Here is a 15,082-nt window from a genome sequence, read left to right as displayed (position 1 = left end):
GGGGTGAAGAAAGATGGTCAACGGAGCAAGGCTAGCAGTTCACGCGCAACGTCCTCGACGGAGGTGTTGACCAGCGTCACGTCGAACTCCGACTCCGCGGCGAGCTCGACCTTGGCCGCGGCGAGCCGGCGCTCGATCACCTCGGGCGACTCGGTGCCCCGGCCGGTGAGCCGGCGGACCAGCTCGTCCCAGCCGGGAGGCGCCAGGAAGACCAGGCGGGCCTCCGGCATGGTCTCGCGGACCTGCCGGGCGCCCTGCAGGTCGATCTCCAGCAGCACCGGCTCGCCGGCCTCCAGGCGGTCGAGGACCGCCTGGCGCGGCGTGCCGTAGCGGTTGCCGGCGAACTCGGCCCACTCCAGCAGCTCACCGTTGGCGATGAGCTTGTCGAACTCCTCGTCGTCGACGAAGAAGTACTGGACACCGTCCTGCTCGCCGGGGCGCGGCTTGCGGGTGGTGGCCGAGACCGAGAGCCACACCTCGGGGTGCGCCTTGCGCATATGGGCGACGACCGTGCTCTTACCGACCCCGGAGGGGCCGGAGAGCACGGTCAGCCGCGGTTGTCTGGCCGGGGGTACGGGGGACGTCCCCCGGGAGACTGCAGTACTCATGCAGCGATTATCCCGGTTCGCGGGAGTGCCTGGGAACGTCAGGCGGCCTTGCCGCCGAACTCACGCTCCAGCGATGCGATCTGGTTCGAGCCGAGCCCGCGCACACGACGGCTCTCGGAGATCCCGAGCCGCTCCATGATCTGCTTGGCGCGGACCTTGCCCACGCCCGGCAGGCTCTCCAGGAGTGCGCTGACCTTCATCTTGCCGATCACTTCGTTCGTCTGGCCCTGCGCGATGACATCGTGCAGCGAGGCACCGGAGTGCTTGAGCCGATTCTTGACCTCGGCGCGCTCCCGGCGAGCCGCGGCGGCCTTTTCGAGCGCGGCAGCGCGCTGTTCAGGGGTAAGGGGCGGAAGAGCCACGCCTACGTCACCTCGGATATCGAACTGTCGGATAACGGACCGGTGAGGAACCTAGTCGGCCCACACCTGCGGAGCAACGAGCAACGCGCTTGCACGTTCGCTCTCGTCGGAGACTAGCGGCCGATTCCGCTCCAGTCAGCGAGAACAAGCGAAAAGTCCTGGTCAGACTCGCTCGACCAGGACTTTTCCGGACATATGGACCAACAATTTTGACGCTTCCGCGACGAGCCGGCCGCGCGCCGGCCCTCCGGCAGGCGCGCGGCGGGCGCCCGGCGGACCCCGGCGGCTACCCGGCCGCCGGACCCGCCGCGTCCACGGCCTCCCGGACCTCGTCCGCGAACCGCTCGGCGCTCGCCCGCAGCGCCGTCGCGTCCGGTCCGTGCCGCAGCACGCCCCGGCTGACGTTCGGCACCACGTCGCGCACGGCCGCACCGAAGACCTTCGGCAGGTCGGCCGCGGTCGCGCCCTGGGCGCCGATGCCGGGCGCGAGCAGCGGGCCGTTGATGTCCAGGTCCGCGCGCGCCGCGCCGAGGCTGCCGCCCAGGGTGGCGCCGACGACCGCGCCGAACGAGCCCATGGGCGCGGCGTCCGCGTTCTCGGCCCGCAGGTGGTCCAGCATGGTCGCGGCCACGCTCGCCCCGTCGGCGCGCACGGCGTGCTGCACCTCGGCGCCCTCCGGGTTCGAGGTGAGGGCGAGGACGAACACGCCGGTGCCGCTCTCGCGCGCCAGCTCCAGCGCCGGGCGCAGCGAGCCGTAGCCGAGGTAGGGGCTCACGGTCACCGCGTCGGAGAAGAGCGGCGAGGCGGGGTCGAGGTAGGTGGCGGCGTAGGCGGCCATGGTGGAGCCGATGTCGCCGCGTTTGGCGTCCATCAGGACCAGTGCGCCGGCCTCGCGGGAGTCGGCGACGGCCTGCTCCAGGACGGCGATGCCGCGCGAGCCGAAGCGCTCGAAGAAGGCGGACTGGGGCTTGAGGACGGCCACGCGGTCGGCGAGCGCCTCCACGACGGTGCGCGTGAAGCGCTCCAGGCCGTCGATGGTGTCGGGAAGGCCCCAGTCGGCCAGGAGGGAGGCGTGCGGGTCGATGCCGACGCAGAGCGGGCCGCGGGTGTCCATGGCGCGGCGCAGCCGCGTGCCGAAGGGTTCGAGGGTCATGCGGCTGCCTTCTTCCCGGTCGCGGCGCCTACCGCCTCGGCGAGGGTGGCGTACGGGCTCGCCGCGAGCTTTTCGGCGAGGCCCTGGTGGATCTTGCGGCACCAGAAGGGGCCCTCGTAGATGAAGGCGCTGTAGCCCTGGACGAGCGTGGCGCCCGCCAGGATGCGCTCCCAGGCGTCGTCGGCGGTCTCGATGCCCCCGACGCCCACGAGGGTGATCCGGTCGCCCACGCGGGCGTACAGGCGGCTCAGGACCTCCAGCGAGCGGGCCTTGAGGGGGGCGCCGGACAGACCGCCGGCCCCGATGGCCTCGACGGTGCGCTTCGGCGTCCGCAGGCCGAGGCCTTCGCGGGCGATCGTGGTGTTGGTGGCGATGATGCCGTCGAGGCCCAGCTCCACGGCCAGGTCGGCGACGGCGTCGACGTCCTCGTCGGCCAGGTCGGGCGCGATCTTCACCAGCAGCGGGACGCGGCGCGAGGTGACCGTGCGGTCGGCGGCCTCGCGGACGGCGGTCAGCAGCGGGCGCAGCGCCTCGGTGGCCTGCAGGTTGCGCAGCCCGGGCGTGTTGGGCGAGGAGACGTTGACGACGAGGTAGTCGGCGTGGGCGGCCAGGCGCTCGGTGGAGGTGACGTAGTCGGCGACGGCCTCGGCCTCCGGCACGATCTTCGTCTTGCCGATGTTGACGCCGACCGTGGTCCGGAAGACGGCCTTGCGGGCCGCCAGGCGCTCCGCCACGGCCGCGGAGCCGTCGTTGTTGAAGCCCATGCGGTTGATGAGCGCGCGGTCCGCCACGAGGCGGAAGAGGCGCTTCTTGGGGTTGCCGGGCTGCGGCTGGGCGGTGACGGTGCCGATCTCGATGTGGTCGAAGCCGAGCATGCTCATGCCGTCGATGGCGGAGGCGTTCTTGTCGAAGCCGGCGGCGAGCCCGAAGGGGCCGTGCATGCGCAGGCCGAGCGCCTCGGTGCGCAGCTCCTTGTGCCGGGGGGCGAGGACGGCCGCGACGAAGGTGCGCAGGACCGGCACGCGGGCCGCGGCGCGGATCCAGGCGAAGGCGAGGTGGTGGGCCTTCTCGGGGTCCATCCGCTGGAAGATCAGTCGGAAGAAGAGGGAGTACATGGTGGTGCCGGAGGCCTTCCGCGAGCGGGACGGGCGAGGGGGACCTGCGGACCGCCCGCCCGCCCCTCGTGGCGAGGGGCGGGCGGGCGGCACGGGTCAGGCGCGGGCGGCGGTCAGGTGCTCCGCGTGCTCCTGCAGGGAGCGCACGCCCACGTCGCCGCGGGTGAGCGCCTCGATGCCCTGGACGGCGGCCGCGAGGGCCTGGACCGTGGTCAGGCACGGGACCGCGCGGGCGACCGCGGCGGTGCGGATCTCGTAGCCGTCGAGGCGGCCGCCGGTGCCGTAGGGGGTGTTGACGATCAGGTCGACCTCACCGTCGTGGATGAGCTGGACGATCGTCTTCTCGCCGTTCGGGCCCTCGCCCTCGCTCTGCTTGCGCACGACGGTGGCGTTGATGCCGTTGCGCTTGAGGACCTCGGCGGTGCCGGAGGTGGCCAGCAGCTCGAAGCCGTGGGCGACCAGCTCGCGGGCCGGGAAGATCATCGAGCGCTTGTCGCGGTTGGCCACCGACACGAACGCGCGTCCCTTGGTGGGCAGCGCGCCGTAGGCGCCGGCCTGCGACTTGGCGTAGGCGGTGCCGAAGACGCTGTCGATGCCCATGACCTCGCCCGTCGAGCGCATCTCCGGGCCGAGGACGGTGTCCACGCCGCGGCCGGAGGCGTCGCGGAAGCGCGACCACGGCATCACGGCCTCCTTGACGGAGATCGGCGCGTCCAGCGGCAGCGTGCCGCCGTCGCCCTCCTTGGGCAGCATGCCCTCGGCGCGCAGCTGGGCGACGGTCGCGCCCAGCGAGATGCGGGCGGCGGCCTTGGCCAGCGGCACGGCGGTCGCCTTGGAGGTGAAGGGGACCGTGCGGGAGGCGCGGGGGTTGGCCTCCAGGACGTAGAGGATGTCCCCGGCCATGGCGAACTGGATGTTGATCAGTCCGCGGACGCCGACGCCCTTGGCGATGGCCTCGGTGGAGGCCCGCAGCCGCTTGATGTCGTAGCCGCCGAGGGTGATCGGGGGCAGGGCGCAGGCGGAGTCGCCGGAGTGGATGCCGGCCTCCTCGATGTGCTCCATGACGCCGCCGAGGTAGAGCTCGTGGCCGTCGTAGAGCGCGTCGACGTCGATCTCGATGGCGTCGTCGAGGAAGCGGTCGATGAGGACCGGGTGCTCGGAGATCAGCCCGGCGTGGCGCTCCAGGTACTCGCCGAGGGAGGGCTCGTCGTAGACGATCTCCATGCCGCGGCCGCCGAGCACGTAGGACGGGCGGACCATGACCGGGTAGCCGATCTCGGCGGCGATGCCCTTGGCCTCGTCGAAGGAGAAGGCGGTGCCGTACTTGGGGGCCGGCAGGCCGGCCTCGGTCAGCACGCGGCCGAAGGCGCCGCGCTCCTCGGCGAGGTCGATGGCCTCGGGCGAGGTGCCGACGATCGGCACGCCGTTGTCCTTGAGCGCCTGTGCCAGGCCCAGCGGGGTCTGGCCGCCGAGCTGGACGACGACGCCCGCGACCGGGCCGGCCTCCTGCTCGGCGTGGACGATCTCCAGGACGTCCTCCAGGGTGAGCGGCTCGAAGTAGAGCCGGTCGGAGGTGTCGTAGTCGGTGGAGACGGTCTCGGGGTTGCAGTTGACCATCACGGTCTCGTAGCCGGCGTCGCTGAGCGCGAAGGAGGCGTGGACGCAGGAGTAGTCGAACTCGATGCCCTGGCCGATGCGGTTCGGGCCCGAGCCCAGGATGATCACCGCGGGCTTCTCGCGGGGCGCGACCTCGGACTCCTCGTCGTAGGAGGAGTAGAAGTACGGGGTCTTCGCCGCGAACTCGGCGGCGCAGGTGTCGACCGTCTTGTAGACCGGGCGGACGCCGAGGGCGTGGCGGACCTCGCGGACGACGTCCTCGCGCAGGCCGCGGATCGCACCGATCTGGGCGTCGGAGAAGCCGTGCCGCTTGGCCTCGGCCAGCAGCTCGGGCTGGAGCTTCTCGGCGGCGGCCAGCTCGTCCGCGATCTCCTTGATCAGGAACAGCTGGTCGACGAACCACGGGTCGATCTTCGTGGCGTCGAAGACCTCCTCCGGGGTGGCGCCGGCGCGGATGGCGGCCATGACGGTGTTGATCCGGCCGTCGGTGGGACGGACGGCCTTCGCCAGCAGCTCCGCCTTGTCGCCGGGCGCAGAGACGAAGTCGAACTGCGAGCCCTTCTTCTCCAGCGAGCGCAGGGCCTTCTGCAGGGCCTCGGTGAAGTTACGGCCGATGGCCATGGCCTCGCCCACCGACTTCATGGTGGTGGTGAGGGTGGCGTCGGCGGCCGGGAACTTCTCGAAGGCGAAGCGGGGCGCCTTGACCACGACGTAGTCGAGCGTGGGCTCGAAGGACGCCGGGGTCTTCTCCGTGATGTCGTTGGGGATCTCGTCCAGCGTGTAGCCGACGGCGAGGCGGGCCGCGATCTTGGCGATCGGGAAGCCGGTGGCCTTGGAGGCGAGCGCGGAGGAGCGCGAGACGCGCGGGTTCATCTCGATGACGATGACCCGGCCGTCGTCGGGGTTGACGGCGAACTGGATGTTGCAGCCGCCGGTGTCGACACCGACCTCGCGGATGATCGCGATGCCGACGTCCCGCAGGATCTGGTACTCGCGGTCGGTCAGCGTCATCGCCGGGGCGACGGTGATGGAGTCGCCGGTGTGCACGCCCATCGGGTCGAAGTTCTCGATGGAGCAGACGACCACGACGTTGTCGTTCTTGTCGCGCATCAGCTCCAGCTCGTACTCCTTCCAGCCGAGGATGGACTCCTCCAGGAGCACCTCGGTGGTCGGGGAGAGCGTGAGGCCCTGGCCGGCGATGCGGCGCAGCTCGTCCTCGTCGTGGGCGAAGCCGGAGCCGGCGCCGCCCATGGTGAAGGAGGGGCGGACGACGACGGGGTAGCCGCCGAGCGTCTCGACGCCCGCGAGGACCTCGTCCATGGTGTGGCAGATGACCGAGCGGGCGGACTCGCCGTGGCCGATCTTGGCGCGGACGGCCTCGACGACCCCCTTGAACAGGTCGCGGTCCTCGCCCTTGTGGATGGCCTCGACATTGGCGCCGATCAGCTCGACGCCGTACTTCTCCAGCACGCCGTTCTCGTGCATGGAGATCGCGGTGTTGAGCGCGGTCTGGCCGCCGAGGGTGGGCAGGAGGGCGTCGGGGCGCTCCTTGGCGATGATCTTCTCGACGAACTCGGGGGTGATCGGCTCGACGTAGGTGGCGTCGGCGATCTCCGGGTCGGTCATGATCGTGGCCGGGTTGGAGTTGACGAGGATGACCCGCAGGCCCTCGGACTTCAGCACGCGGCAGGCCTGGGTGCCGGAGTAGTCGAACTCCGCGGCCTGGCCGATGACGATCGGGCCGGAGCCGATGACCAGAACGGACTGGATGTCGGTGCGCTTAGGCACGCTGGCCCTCCATCAGGGAGACGAAGCGGTCGAACAGGTACGCGGCGTCGTGCGGTCCTGCGGCTGCCTCGGGGTGGTACTGGACGCTGAATGCCGGCTGGTCGAGCAGCTGGAGACCTTCCACCACGTCGTCGTTCAGACACACGTGGGAGACCTCCACCCGGCCGTACGGCGTGTCGGTCGCCCGGTCGAGCGGGGCGTCGACGGCGAAGCCGTGGTTGTGCGCGGTGACCTCGACCTTGCCGGTCGTACGGTCCTGCACGGGCTGGTTGATGCCGCGGTGGCCGTACTTCAGCTTGTACGTGCCGAAGCCGAGCGCGCGGCCGAGGATCTGGTTGCCGAAGCAGATGCCGAACAGCGGGGTCTTGCGGGAGAGGACCTCGCGCATGACCGCCACGGGGTGGTCGGCGGTGGCCGGGTCGCCCGGGCCGTTGGAGAAGAACACGCCGTCGGGGTTCACGGCGAAGACGTCCTCGGCGGTGGCCGTGGCCGGCAGGACGTGCACCTCGATGCCGCGCTCGGCCATCCGGTGCGGGGTCATGCCCTTGATGCCCAGGTCGATCGCGGCGACGGTGAACTTCTTCTCACCGACCGCGGGGACCACGTAGGTCTCCTTGGTGGCGACCTCGGCGGAGAGGTCGGCGCCCTTCATCTCGGGGGCCTGGCGGACCTCGGCGAGCATCGCGCCCTCGTCGGGCAGGGAGTGCCCGGAGAAGATGCCGACGCGCATGGCGCCGCGCTCGCGCAGGTGGCGGGTGAGGGCGCGGGTGTCGATGCCGCAGATGCCGACGACGCCCTGCTTGGCCAGCTCCTCGTCCAGGGAGCGGCGCGAGCGCCAGTTGGACGGGACGCGGGCGGGGTCGCGCACCACGTAGCCGGCGACCCAGATGCGGGCGGACTCGGGGTCCTCGTCGTTGACGCCGGTGTTGCCGACGTGCGGGGCGGTCATCACGACCACCTGGCGGTGGTAGGAGGGGTCGGTCAGGGTCTCCTGGTAGCCGGTCATGCCGGTGGAGAACACGGCCTCGCCGAAGGTCTCCCCCACGGCCCCGTAGGCCCGGCCGCGGAAGATCCGGCCGTCCTCCAGGACGAGTACGGCGGGAACCTTCGAGGTCCCCCTGGTGGAGGTCGTCATCGTGCGCCTTCCGTGTCGCTGTTCTTGTGGTGCAGGTGGGTGAGGGCCTCGACCCACGCGGCGTGCTCGGCCGCCTGGTCGGAGCGGAAACCGGAATCGATCTCCCGGTCGCCGTGCACCCAGGTGATCACCAGCAGGCCGCCCTCGGTGAGGACCTTGCCGGCGATGCCCTTGTCGAGCCGGGCTCCGCGCACCCGGTCCGCGGGGATGAAGAAGTCCTGGGCGCCGGGGCGCACCACGGTGACGCCCTGCTCCGTCAGGGTGAGCTCGGCCCGGCTGCGGGTGCCGAGGCCGTGGGCGACGATGCGGTCGAGCCACTGGCCGGCCGTGGTGGAACCGTGGTAGCGGCCCGTCATCGTCAGGGTGGGGTCACCCTTGCCGGCGGGGGCGGCGGGCAGCTCGGGCAGGTCGCCCTGGAGCGCGCCGCGCCACTTCCAGCCCTCGCGCATCAGCCAGTAGAGCAGCGCGATGAAGAGCAGCAGCCCCACGACCCAGCCGATGCGCGCGGCCCAGTCGGTGACGGCGGCAGACTTCTGCTCGTCCGCCAGGTTGATCAGTGCCGATGGTGCAGATGTCACGCGAGATTCCCGTCCACGACCGTTGCCCGGCCCCGCAGGAAGGTGTGGGTGACGCGACCCGGCAGCTCGCGGCCCTCGTAGGGGGTGTTGCGGCTGCGGGAGGCGAAGCCCGCGGGGTCCACCACACCACGGTAAGCGGAATCGACCAGGGTGAGGTTGGCGGGCTCACCGGCGGCGATCGGGCGGCCGTGCCCGGCGAGGCTGCCGATGCGGGCGGGCTTGAAGGACATGCGCTCGGCGACGCCGGCCCAGTCCAGCAGGCCGGTCTCGACCATCGTGTGCTGGACGACGGACAGCGCGGTCTCCAGGCCCACCATGCCCATGGCGGCCGCGGCCCACTCGCAGTCCTTGTCCTCGTGCGGGTGCGGGGCGTGGTCGGTGGCGACGATGTCGATCGTGCCGTCGGCCAGGGCCTCGCGCAGCGCCATCACGTCGCGCTCGGTGCGCAGCGGCGGGTTGACCTTGTAGACCGGGTTGTACGAACGCACCAGCTCGTCGGTGAGGAGCAGGTGGTGCGGGGTGACCTCGGCGGTGACGTCGATGCCGCGGGACTTGGCCCAGCGGACGATCTCGACGGAGCCGGCCGTGGACAGGTGGCAGATGTGCACCCGGGAGCCGACGTGCTCGGCGAGGAGGACGTCGCGGGCGATGACCGACTCCTCGGCGACGGCCGGCCAGCCGCCCAGACCCAGCTCGGCGGAGACGACACCCTCGTTCATCTGGGCGCCCTCGGTCAGGCGGGGCTCCTGCGCGTGCTGGGCGATGACGCCGCCGAAGGCCTTCACGTACTCCAGGGCGCGGCGCATGATCACGGCGTCGTCGACGCACTTGCCGTCGTCGGAGAAGACGGTGACGCCGGCGGCGGAGTCGTGCATGGCGCCCAGCTCGGAGAGCTGCTTGCCCTCCAGGCCGACGGTGACGGCGCCGATGGGCTGCACGTCGCAGTAGCCGGACTCCTTGCCCAGGCGCCAGACCTGCTCGACAACGCCGGCGGTGTCGGCGACGGGGAAGGTGTTGGCCATGGCGAAGACGGCCGTGTAGCCGCCGCTCGCGGCGGCGCGGGTGCCGGTCAGGACCGTCTCGGAGTCCTCGCGGCCGGGCTCGCGCAGGTGGGTGTGCAGGTCGACGAGGCCGGGCAGCAGGATCTTGCCGTCGGCCTCGATGACCTGGGCGCCCTCGGGGGCGGTCAGGCCCGCTCCGACCTCGGCGACGGTCTCGCCGTCGATGAGGACGTCCTGGGGCTCGCCGCCGAGGACCTTCGCACCGCGGATAAGGATCTTCGACATGATTACTTGTTCTCCTCGGTGCGGGCGGGGGTGGTGGTGACGGCCGGCTCGGAGCCGCCGAGCAGCAGGTAGAGGACGGCCATCCGGGTGCTGACGCCGTTGGCGACCTGCTCGACGGCCGTGCAGCGGTCGGAGTCGGCGACCTCGGCGGTGATCTCCATGCCGCGGTTCATCGGGCCGGGGTGCATCACGACGGCGTGCTCGGGCATCTTCGCCATGCGGTCGCCGTCCAGGCCGTAGCGGCGGGCGTACTCGCGCTCGGTCGGGAAGAAGGCGGCGTTCATCCGCTCGCGCTGGACGCGCAGCATCATCACGGCGTCGGACTTCGGCAGCACGGCGTCGAGGTCGTAGGAGACCTCGCAGGGCCAGCTGCCGACACCGACCGGCACCAGCGTGGGCGGCGCGACCAGGGTGACCTCGGCGCCGAGGGTGGTCAGCAGGTGGACGTTGGAGCGGGCGACGCGGCTGTGCAGCACGTCGCCGACGATCGTGATGCGGCGCCCGGAGAGGTCCCGCCCGATGCCCGCGTCCCGGCCGACCAGGCGGCGGCGCATGGTGAAGGCGTCCAGCAGGGCCTGGGTGGGGTGCTCGTGCGTGCCGTCGCCCGCGTTGACGACGGCGCCGTCGATCCAGCCCGAGTTCGCCAGCCGGTAGGGGGCGCCGGAGGCGTGGTGGCGGATGACGACGGCGTCGGCGCCCATCGCCTCCAGGGTCAGGGCGGTGTCCTTGAGGGACTCGCCCTTGGAGACCGAGGAGCCCTTGGCGGAGAAGTTGATGACGTCGGCGGAGAGCCGCTTGGCGGCGGCCTCGAAGGAGATGCGGGTGCGCGTCGAGTCCTCGAAGAAGAGGTTGACGACGGTGCGGCCGCGCAGGGTGGGCAGCTTCTTGATCGGCCGGTCCGCGACCCGGGCCATCTCCTCGGCGGTGTCGAGGATCAGGACGGCGTCGTCGCGGGTGAGGTCGGCGGCCGAGATGAGGTGGCGCTTCATCCGGGTGCTCCGTGTGTAGGAGGTGTGCGGGTACGCGGACGGGCGTGCGAGGACGAGGTGCGGCCTCGCAGCGGCCGGGTCCGGGAGGGAGCTCGCTACTGCGCGTCGGCAGGGGTGGCCGCGCGCACGCCGAGCAGGACGCTGTCGCGCCCGTCCTCCTCGGTGAGCTGGACCTTGACCGTCTCCCGCAGCGACGTCGGGAGGTTCTTGCCGACGTAGTCGGCACGGATGGGAAGTTCGCGGTGGCCGCGGTCGACGAGGACCGCGAGCTGGACGGCGCGCGGACGGCCGATGTCGTTCAGGGCGTCCAGCGCGGCGCGGATCGTGCGGCCGGAGAAGAGCACGTCGTCCACGAGGACCACCAGGCGGCCGTCGATGCCCTCGCCGGGGATCTCGGTGCGCGCGAGGGCGCGCGCCGGGCGCAGCCGCAGGTCGTCGCGGTACATGGTGATGTCGAGGGAGCCGACGCGGGTCGCGCTGCCGGTGATCTCTTCGAGCTTGGCGGCCAGCCGGCGGGCGAGGAAGACGCCGCGCGTCGGAATGCCGAGGAGCACCACGTCGTCGGCGCCCTTGGCGCGCTCGACGATCTCGTGGGCGATACGGGTCAGGACCCGGGCGATGTCCGGTGCTTCGAGCACGGGACGGGGGGCGGAGCCCATGGGGCTCGCCTCGGGAATGGCGTCCATACGAAACGGACCTCCTTCTCCGCCTCACGGGACGGACATTAAAGGACGTCGGAATTACTCCCTCACCGTACCAGGCCCGCCATCGGGTGCTCACCGCCACCCCTACTGGAGGACGGTGTGGACCATTCGGCTTGACGAAGCCAGATTACGCTGCGTAACCTCACAGTGAGTTACCAGTCTTCGTCCGGGGAGCTTTATGTCCAGCGAATACGCCAAACAGCTCGGGGCCAAGCTCCGCGCCATCCGCACCCAGCAGGGCCTCTCCCTTCACGGCGTGGAGGAGAAGTCCCAGGGCCGCTGGAAGGCCGTCGTAGTGGGTTCGTACGAGCGCGGCGACCGTGCCGTGACCGTGCAGCGCCTGGCCGAGCTGGCCGACTTCTACGGGGTTCCCGTGCAGGAGCTGCTGCCCGGCACCACGCCGGGCGGTGCTGCCGAGCCGCCGCCGAAGCTGGTCCTGGACCTTGAGCGCCTGGCCCACGTGCCGGCCGAGAAGGCCGGCCCGCTCCAGCGTTACGCGGCGACCATCCAGAGCCAGCGCGGCGACTACAACGGCAAGGTCCTCTCGATCCGCCAGGACGACCTGCGGACCCTCGCCGTCATCTACGACCAGTCGCCCTCGGTGCTCACCGAGCAGCTGATCAGCTGGGGTGTGCTCGATGCGGACGCGCGCCGCGCGGTCCAGCACGAGGACGCCTGACGGCCGGTCCGGTCTTGACAAGCGACCACGACTAAACCGCCTGGGGCGGGAAACCTTCGGTTTCCCGCCCCAGGCGGTTCGTCTTTGTGCGGGTCCGGCTCGCAGGAGCCGGGCCGCTTACTTCTCCTCGCGCCGGAGACCCGGCTTGAGCTCCTTGAAGCGGGCGAGCAGACCGTTGACGAAAGCCGGCGAGTCGTCGGTGGAGAACTCCTTGGCGAGCTGCACCGCCTCGTCGATCGCCACCGCGTCCGGGGTGCCGTCCTCCCAGATCAGCTCGTAGGCACCCAGCCGCACGATGTTCCGGTCGGCGACCGGCATGCGGTCCAGGTCCCAGTCGACCGCGTAGGTGGCGATCAGCTCGTCGATCCGGGCGACGTGCTCGGCGTACCCCTCGACCAGCTGCATCGTGTACTCGTTGACCGGCGGCTGACGGTCGTCCGACCGCGAGTGCCGGATCCAGTCCGCGAGGACGTTCTGCACGGTGATACCGCGCTGGTCGGCCTCGAAGAGGATCTGGAACGCGCGCTTACGGGCCTTGCTGCGGGCAGCCACGGTTAGCTGTTCACCCGGCCGAGGTAATCGCCGGTGCGCGTGTCGACCTTGATCTTCTCGCCGGTGGTGACGAAGAGCGGGACCTGGATCTCGTAGCCCGTCTCCAGCTCGGCGGGCTTGGTGCCACCGGTGGAGCGGTCGCCCTGGACGCCCGGGTCGGTGTGCTTGATGACCAGCTCGACGGCGGCCGGCAGCTCCACGTAGAGCACCTCGCCCTCGTGCGTGGCGACGGTGGCCTCGAAGCCCTCGATCAGGAAGTTCGCGGCGTCGCCGACGGCCTTGCGGCTGATCATCAGCTGGTCGTAGTCCTTCATGTCCATGAAGACGAAGTACTCGCCGTCCATGTACGAGAACTGCATGTCGCGGCGGTCGACGGTGGCCGTCTCGACCTTCACACCGGCGTTGAAGGTCTTGTCGACGACCTTGCCGGAGAGCACGTTCTTCAGCTTCGTACGGACGAAGGCGGGGCCCTTGCCGGGCTTGACGTGCTGGAACTCGACGACGGACCAGAGCTGGCCGCCTTCGAGCTTGAGCACCATGCCGTTCTTGAGGTCGTTCGTGGATGCCACGGTTGCGGTATCTCCTGGACTGGTGGAACCAGAAAGTGCGGTGCGCCCGGCTAGAGCGCGAGCAGCTCTTTGGTCGTGATGGTGAGTAGCTCGGGTCCGCCGTCCGCCTCGGGGCGGACGACGAGCGTGTCATCGATCCGGACGCCGCCGCGGCCCGGGAGGTGTACCCCGGGATCTACGGTGACCGGCACGCAAGCGTCCAGTTTACCCATTGCCGAAGGTGTCAGCCGAGGGTCCTCGTCGTTTTCGAGCCCCACGCCGTGTCCGATCCGCGGTCCGACGCGATCACCGTGGCCCGCGGCCTCCAGCACCACCCGCGCGGCGCGGTCCACCTCCCGGCAGGGCGTGCCCGGCGCGAGCGCCTCCCGGCCGGCCCGCTGGGCCGCGAACACCTGGTCGTAGAGCTCGATCTGCCAGTCCGCCGGACTGGTGCCGATCACGAAGGTGCGCCCGATCTCGCTGCGGTAGCCGCGGTAGTCCGCGCCCACGCACACGCTCAGGAAATCGCCCTCCTCCACGCGGCGGTCGCTCGGCAGGTGCCCGGCCAGCCCCGAGTTCGGCCCGGTGCCGACCGACGTGGGGAACGCCGGGCCCGTCGCGCCGTGGTCGACCAGCCGCCGCTCCAGCTCCAGCGCGAGGTGCCGCTCGGTGCGCCCGACCAGGATCGACTCCAGCAGCTCCCCCAGCGCCTGGTCGGCGATCTCCGCGGCGATGCGCAGGGAGGAGATCTCCTCGTCGTCCTTGACGAGCCGCTGCTGCTCCACGGCGGTGCCCAGGTCCGTCAGGCGCAGCCGGGGCGCGACGGACTGCAGGGCGCGGTGGCGGGCGACCGTCAGGTGGTGCTCCTCCACGGCCAGCGATCCCGCCCCGGCGGCCGCGGCCTGCTCGGCGCCGGCGACGGCCGCATCGGCGTCGGCCCCGTCCAGTACGACGACGCGCAGGTCGTCCGGGGGGCGGGTGACGGCGGCGGGGCCGCAGGGGTCGCAGGGGCACAGCAGGACGTCCTGGCCGGGGCGGACGAGCAGCGCCGCCCCGGCCGGGGCGGTTCCGGCCAGATAGCGGACGTTGGCGTTCCCGGAGACCAGGGCGGCCTCGCTCCCGGCCGCGTGGCAGCGCTCGCGCAACCGGTCGCGGCGTGCCGCGTACACCTCGGACATGTCTCCGAGCGTACGGCCGGGCCTCGCGGGCGGCCGTCCCAGCGCGTCCGACCGGGCAGCGGCGCCCGCGCCTCGCGGGGCCGGGCGCCGGGCCGGGCGCGGGTGGTCACCAGCTGGGCGGGCTGGCCAGCGAGCGGGCGACGACCTCGTCGAGGAGGCGGGCGGTGGTGGTGACGTCCTGCTGGGAGTTGTCGATGATGGGCAGGCCCGAGCCGTACCAGCCGGCCATCCGGCCGTGGATGCGGGCGACCTCCTCGTCGCCGAGGCGGCGGTTGCCCGTGCGCTCGGCGTTGCGCTCCAGGACGACCTCCAGGCCGGGCAGCAGGACGACGGGCAGCAGGCCGGGGCCCACGTGGCGCTTCCAGCCCCCGAGACCGACGGCGGGCCGGTCGGGGAAGACGGCGTCGTCGAGGATGCAGGAGATGCCGTTGGCGAGGAAGTTGCGGGCGGCGAAGCCACAGGTGCGGCGGGCGAGGCGGTACTGCGCCTCGGAGTGGTCGTTCCAGCCGGACTGCGGGTCGGCGAAGCCGGAGCGCACCCACTCGCGGACGTCGTCGAGGCTGATGTGGGCGGTGGGCGCGCGGCGGGTGTCCGCCCAGTGCCGGGCCACAGTGGTCTTCCCGGCGCCGGCCGGGCCGATGAGGAGCACGGCCACGAGCGCGTGGGCGGGATCGACGGGCTGTGCGGCGGGTACCGCACCGGGCACGGGCGCGCCCTCGTGATCGGCACCAGTCCGGCGGACTGGCAGATCGAGCTCTACGACCAGGTGTTCGCGGCCCAGCGGGCCGGC

Annotated in this window: 15 protein-coding genes; 1 reads left to right on the top strand and 14 read right to left on the bottom strand. The window is 71.5% G+C overall.

Features of this window, described 5'->3' with window-relative positions; all coding sequences use genetic code 11:
• Window positions 1-17: 17 nt before the first annotated feature.
• The 10 genes from gmk to pyrR all read right to left on the bottom strand — a co-directional run bounded on the left by gmk (window position 18) and on the right by pyrR (window position 11,317).
• Window positions 18-608, bottom strand: a complete 591-nt coding sequence (gmk, locus tag ACSNOG_RS20395) for a guanylate kinase (RefSeq protein WP_436754107.1) — start codon at window positions 606-608, stop codon at window positions 18-20.
• Between the two features lie 38 nt (window positions 609-646).
• A complete protein-coding gene (locus tag ACSNOG_RS20390; RefSeq protein WP_030365336.1) occupies window positions 647-970 on the bottom strand; it encodes an integration host factor in 324 nt (107 codons plus the stop codon).
• 286 nt (window positions 971-1,256) lie between these two features.
• Window positions 1,257-2,123, bottom strand: coding sequence for an orotidine-5'-phosphate decarboxylase (gene pyrF / locus ACSNOG_RS20385; protein WP_436754106.1), 867 nt, complete (start codon window positions 2,121-2,123; stop codon window positions 1,257-1,259).
• Window positions 2,120-3,238, bottom strand: a complete 1,119-nt coding sequence (locus tag ACSNOG_RS20380) for a quinone-dependent dihydroorotate dehydrogenase (protein ID WP_436754105.1) — start codon at window positions 3,236-3,238, stop codon at window positions 2,120-2,122. Before ACSNOG_RS20380 ends, pyrF begins: the two co-directional genes overlap by 4 nt.
• A 96-nt stretch (window positions 3,239-3,334) precedes the next feature.
• A complete protein-coding gene (gene carB / locus ACSNOG_RS20375) occupies window positions 3,335-6,643 on the bottom strand; it encodes a carbamoyl-phosphate synthase large subunit (RefSeq protein ID WP_436754104.1) in 3,309 nt (1,102 codons plus the stop codon).
• Complete coding sequence (carA, locus tag ACSNOG_RS20370; protein WP_436754103.1) at window positions 6,636-7,778, bottom strand: glutamine-hydrolyzing carbamoyl-phosphate synthase small subunit; 1,143 nt, start codon at window positions 7,776-7,778, stop codon at window positions 6,636-6,638. The genes carB and carA overlap by 8 nt, the downstream gene beginning before the upstream one ends.
• Window positions 7,775-8,356, bottom strand: a complete 582-nt coding sequence (locus ACSNOG_RS20365; protein WP_436754102.1) for a hypothetical protein — start codon at window positions 8,354-8,356, stop codon at window positions 7,775-7,777. Before ACSNOG_RS20365 ends, carA begins: the two co-directional genes overlap by 4 nt.
• Complete coding sequence (locus ACSNOG_RS20360) at window positions 8,353-9,642, bottom strand: dihydroorotase (protein WP_436754101.1); 1,290 nt, start codon at window positions 9,640-9,642, stop codon at window positions 8,353-8,355. The genes ACSNOG_RS20365 and ACSNOG_RS20360 overlap by 4 nt, the downstream gene beginning before the upstream one ends.
• Before the next feature lie 2 nt (window positions 9,643-9,644).
• Window positions 9,645-10,631: an aspartate carbamoyltransferase catalytic subunit gene (locus ACSNOG_RS20355; protein WP_436754100.1), complete on the bottom strand. Its 987-nt coding sequence runs from the start codon at window positions 10,629-10,631 to the stop codon at window positions 9,645-9,647.
• 95 nt (window positions 10,632-10,726) lie between these two features.
• Window positions 10,727-11,317, bottom strand: coding sequence for a bifunctional pyr operon transcriptional regulator/uracil phosphoribosyltransferase PyrR (gene pyrR, locus ACSNOG_RS20350; protein WP_058045294.1), 591 nt, complete (start codon window positions 11,315-11,317; stop codon window positions 10,727-10,729).
• A 196-nt stretch (window positions 11,318-11,513) separates the two neighbouring features.
• On the opposite strand from pyrR, the gene bldD reads away from it, so the two are divergent.
• A complete protein-coding gene (gene bldD, locus ACSNOG_RS20345; protein ID WP_004948690.1) occupies window positions 11,514-12,014 on the top strand; it encodes a transcriptional regulator BldD in 501 nt (166 codons plus the stop codon).
• A gap of 117 nt (window positions 12,015-12,131) precedes the next feature.
• On the opposite strand, the gene nusB is transcribed toward bldD, so the two are convergent.
• The 4 genes from nusB to ACSNOG_RS20325 all read right to left on the bottom strand — a co-directional run.
• The gene (nusB, locus tag ACSNOG_RS20340; protein WP_436754099.1) at window positions 12,132-12,566 is read right to left on the bottom strand and encodes a transcription antitermination factor NusB; all 435 of its coding nucleotides are present in this window, start codon (window positions 12,564-12,566) and stop codon (window positions 12,132-12,134) included.
• Between the two features lie 2 nt (window positions 12,567-12,568).
• Window positions 12,569-13,135 carry an elongation factor P gene (gene efp, locus ACSNOG_RS20335; RefSeq protein ID WP_364899758.1) on the bottom strand — a complete coding sequence of 189 codons (567 nt, stop codon included), beginning with the start codon at window positions 13,133-13,135 and terminating at the stop codon, window positions 12,569-12,571.
• Window positions 13,136-13,185: 50 nt separating this feature from the next.
• Window positions 13,186-14,292: an aminopeptidase P family protein gene (locus ACSNOG_RS20330; RefSeq protein ID WP_436754098.1), complete on the bottom strand. Its 1,107-nt coding sequence runs from the start codon at window positions 14,290-14,292 to the stop codon at window positions 13,186-13,188.
• 106 nt (window positions 14,293-14,398) lie between these two features.
• Window positions 14,399-15,082, bottom strand: a 684-nt coding sequence (locus ACSNOG_RS20325; RefSeq protein ID WP_436754097.1) for an AAA family ATPase, incomplete at its 5' end; no start/stop codon positions are given.

The sequence above is a fragment of the Streptomyces sp. URMC 124 genome (assembly GCF_051386455.1).
Lineage (GTDB): Bacteria > Actinomycetota > Actinomycetes > Streptomycetales > Streptomycetaceae > Streptomyces.
Note: the sequence above shows the minus strand (reverse complement) of the source record. Positions and strands in the feature narration are given on the sequence as shown.

Bases quoted from the DNA above. Each gene is read 5' to 3' on its own strand.
- carA (WP_436754103.1), bottom strand. From the start codon at position 7,778: ATGACGACCTCCACCAGGGGGACCTCGAAGGTTCCCGCCGTACTCGTC.
- ACSNOG_RS20355 (WP_436754100.1), bottom strand. From the start codon at position 10,631: ATGAAGCGCCACCTCATCTCGGCCGCCGACCTCACCCGCGACGACGCC.
- pyrR (WP_058045294.1), bottom strand. From the start codon at position 11,317: ATGGACGCCATTCCCGAGGCGAGCCCCATGGGCTCCGCCCCCCGTCCC.
- pyrF (WP_436754106.1), bottom strand. From the start codon at position 2,123: ATGACCCTCGAACCCTTCGGCACGCGGCTGCGCCGCGCCATGGACACC.
- bldD (WP_004948690.1), top strand. From the start codon at position 11,514: ATGTCCAGCGAATACGCCAAACAGCTCGGGGCCAAGCTCCGCGCCATC.
- ACSNOG_RS20330 (WP_436754098.1), bottom strand. From the start codon at position 14,292: ATGTCCGAGGTGTACGCGGCACGCCGCGACCGGTTGCGCGAGCGCTGC.
- ACSNOG_RS20380 (WP_436754105.1), bottom strand. From the start codon at position 3,238: ATGTACTCCCTCTTCTTCCGACTGATCTTCCAGCGGATGGACCCCGAG.
- gmk (WP_436754107.1), bottom strand. From the start codon at position 608: ATGAGTACTGCAGTCTCCCGGGGGACGTCCCCCGTACCCCCGGCCAGA.
- ACSNOG_RS20360 (WP_436754101.1), bottom strand. From the start codon at position 9,642: ATGTCGAAGATCCTTATCCGCGGTGCGAAGGTCCTCGGCGGCGAGCCC.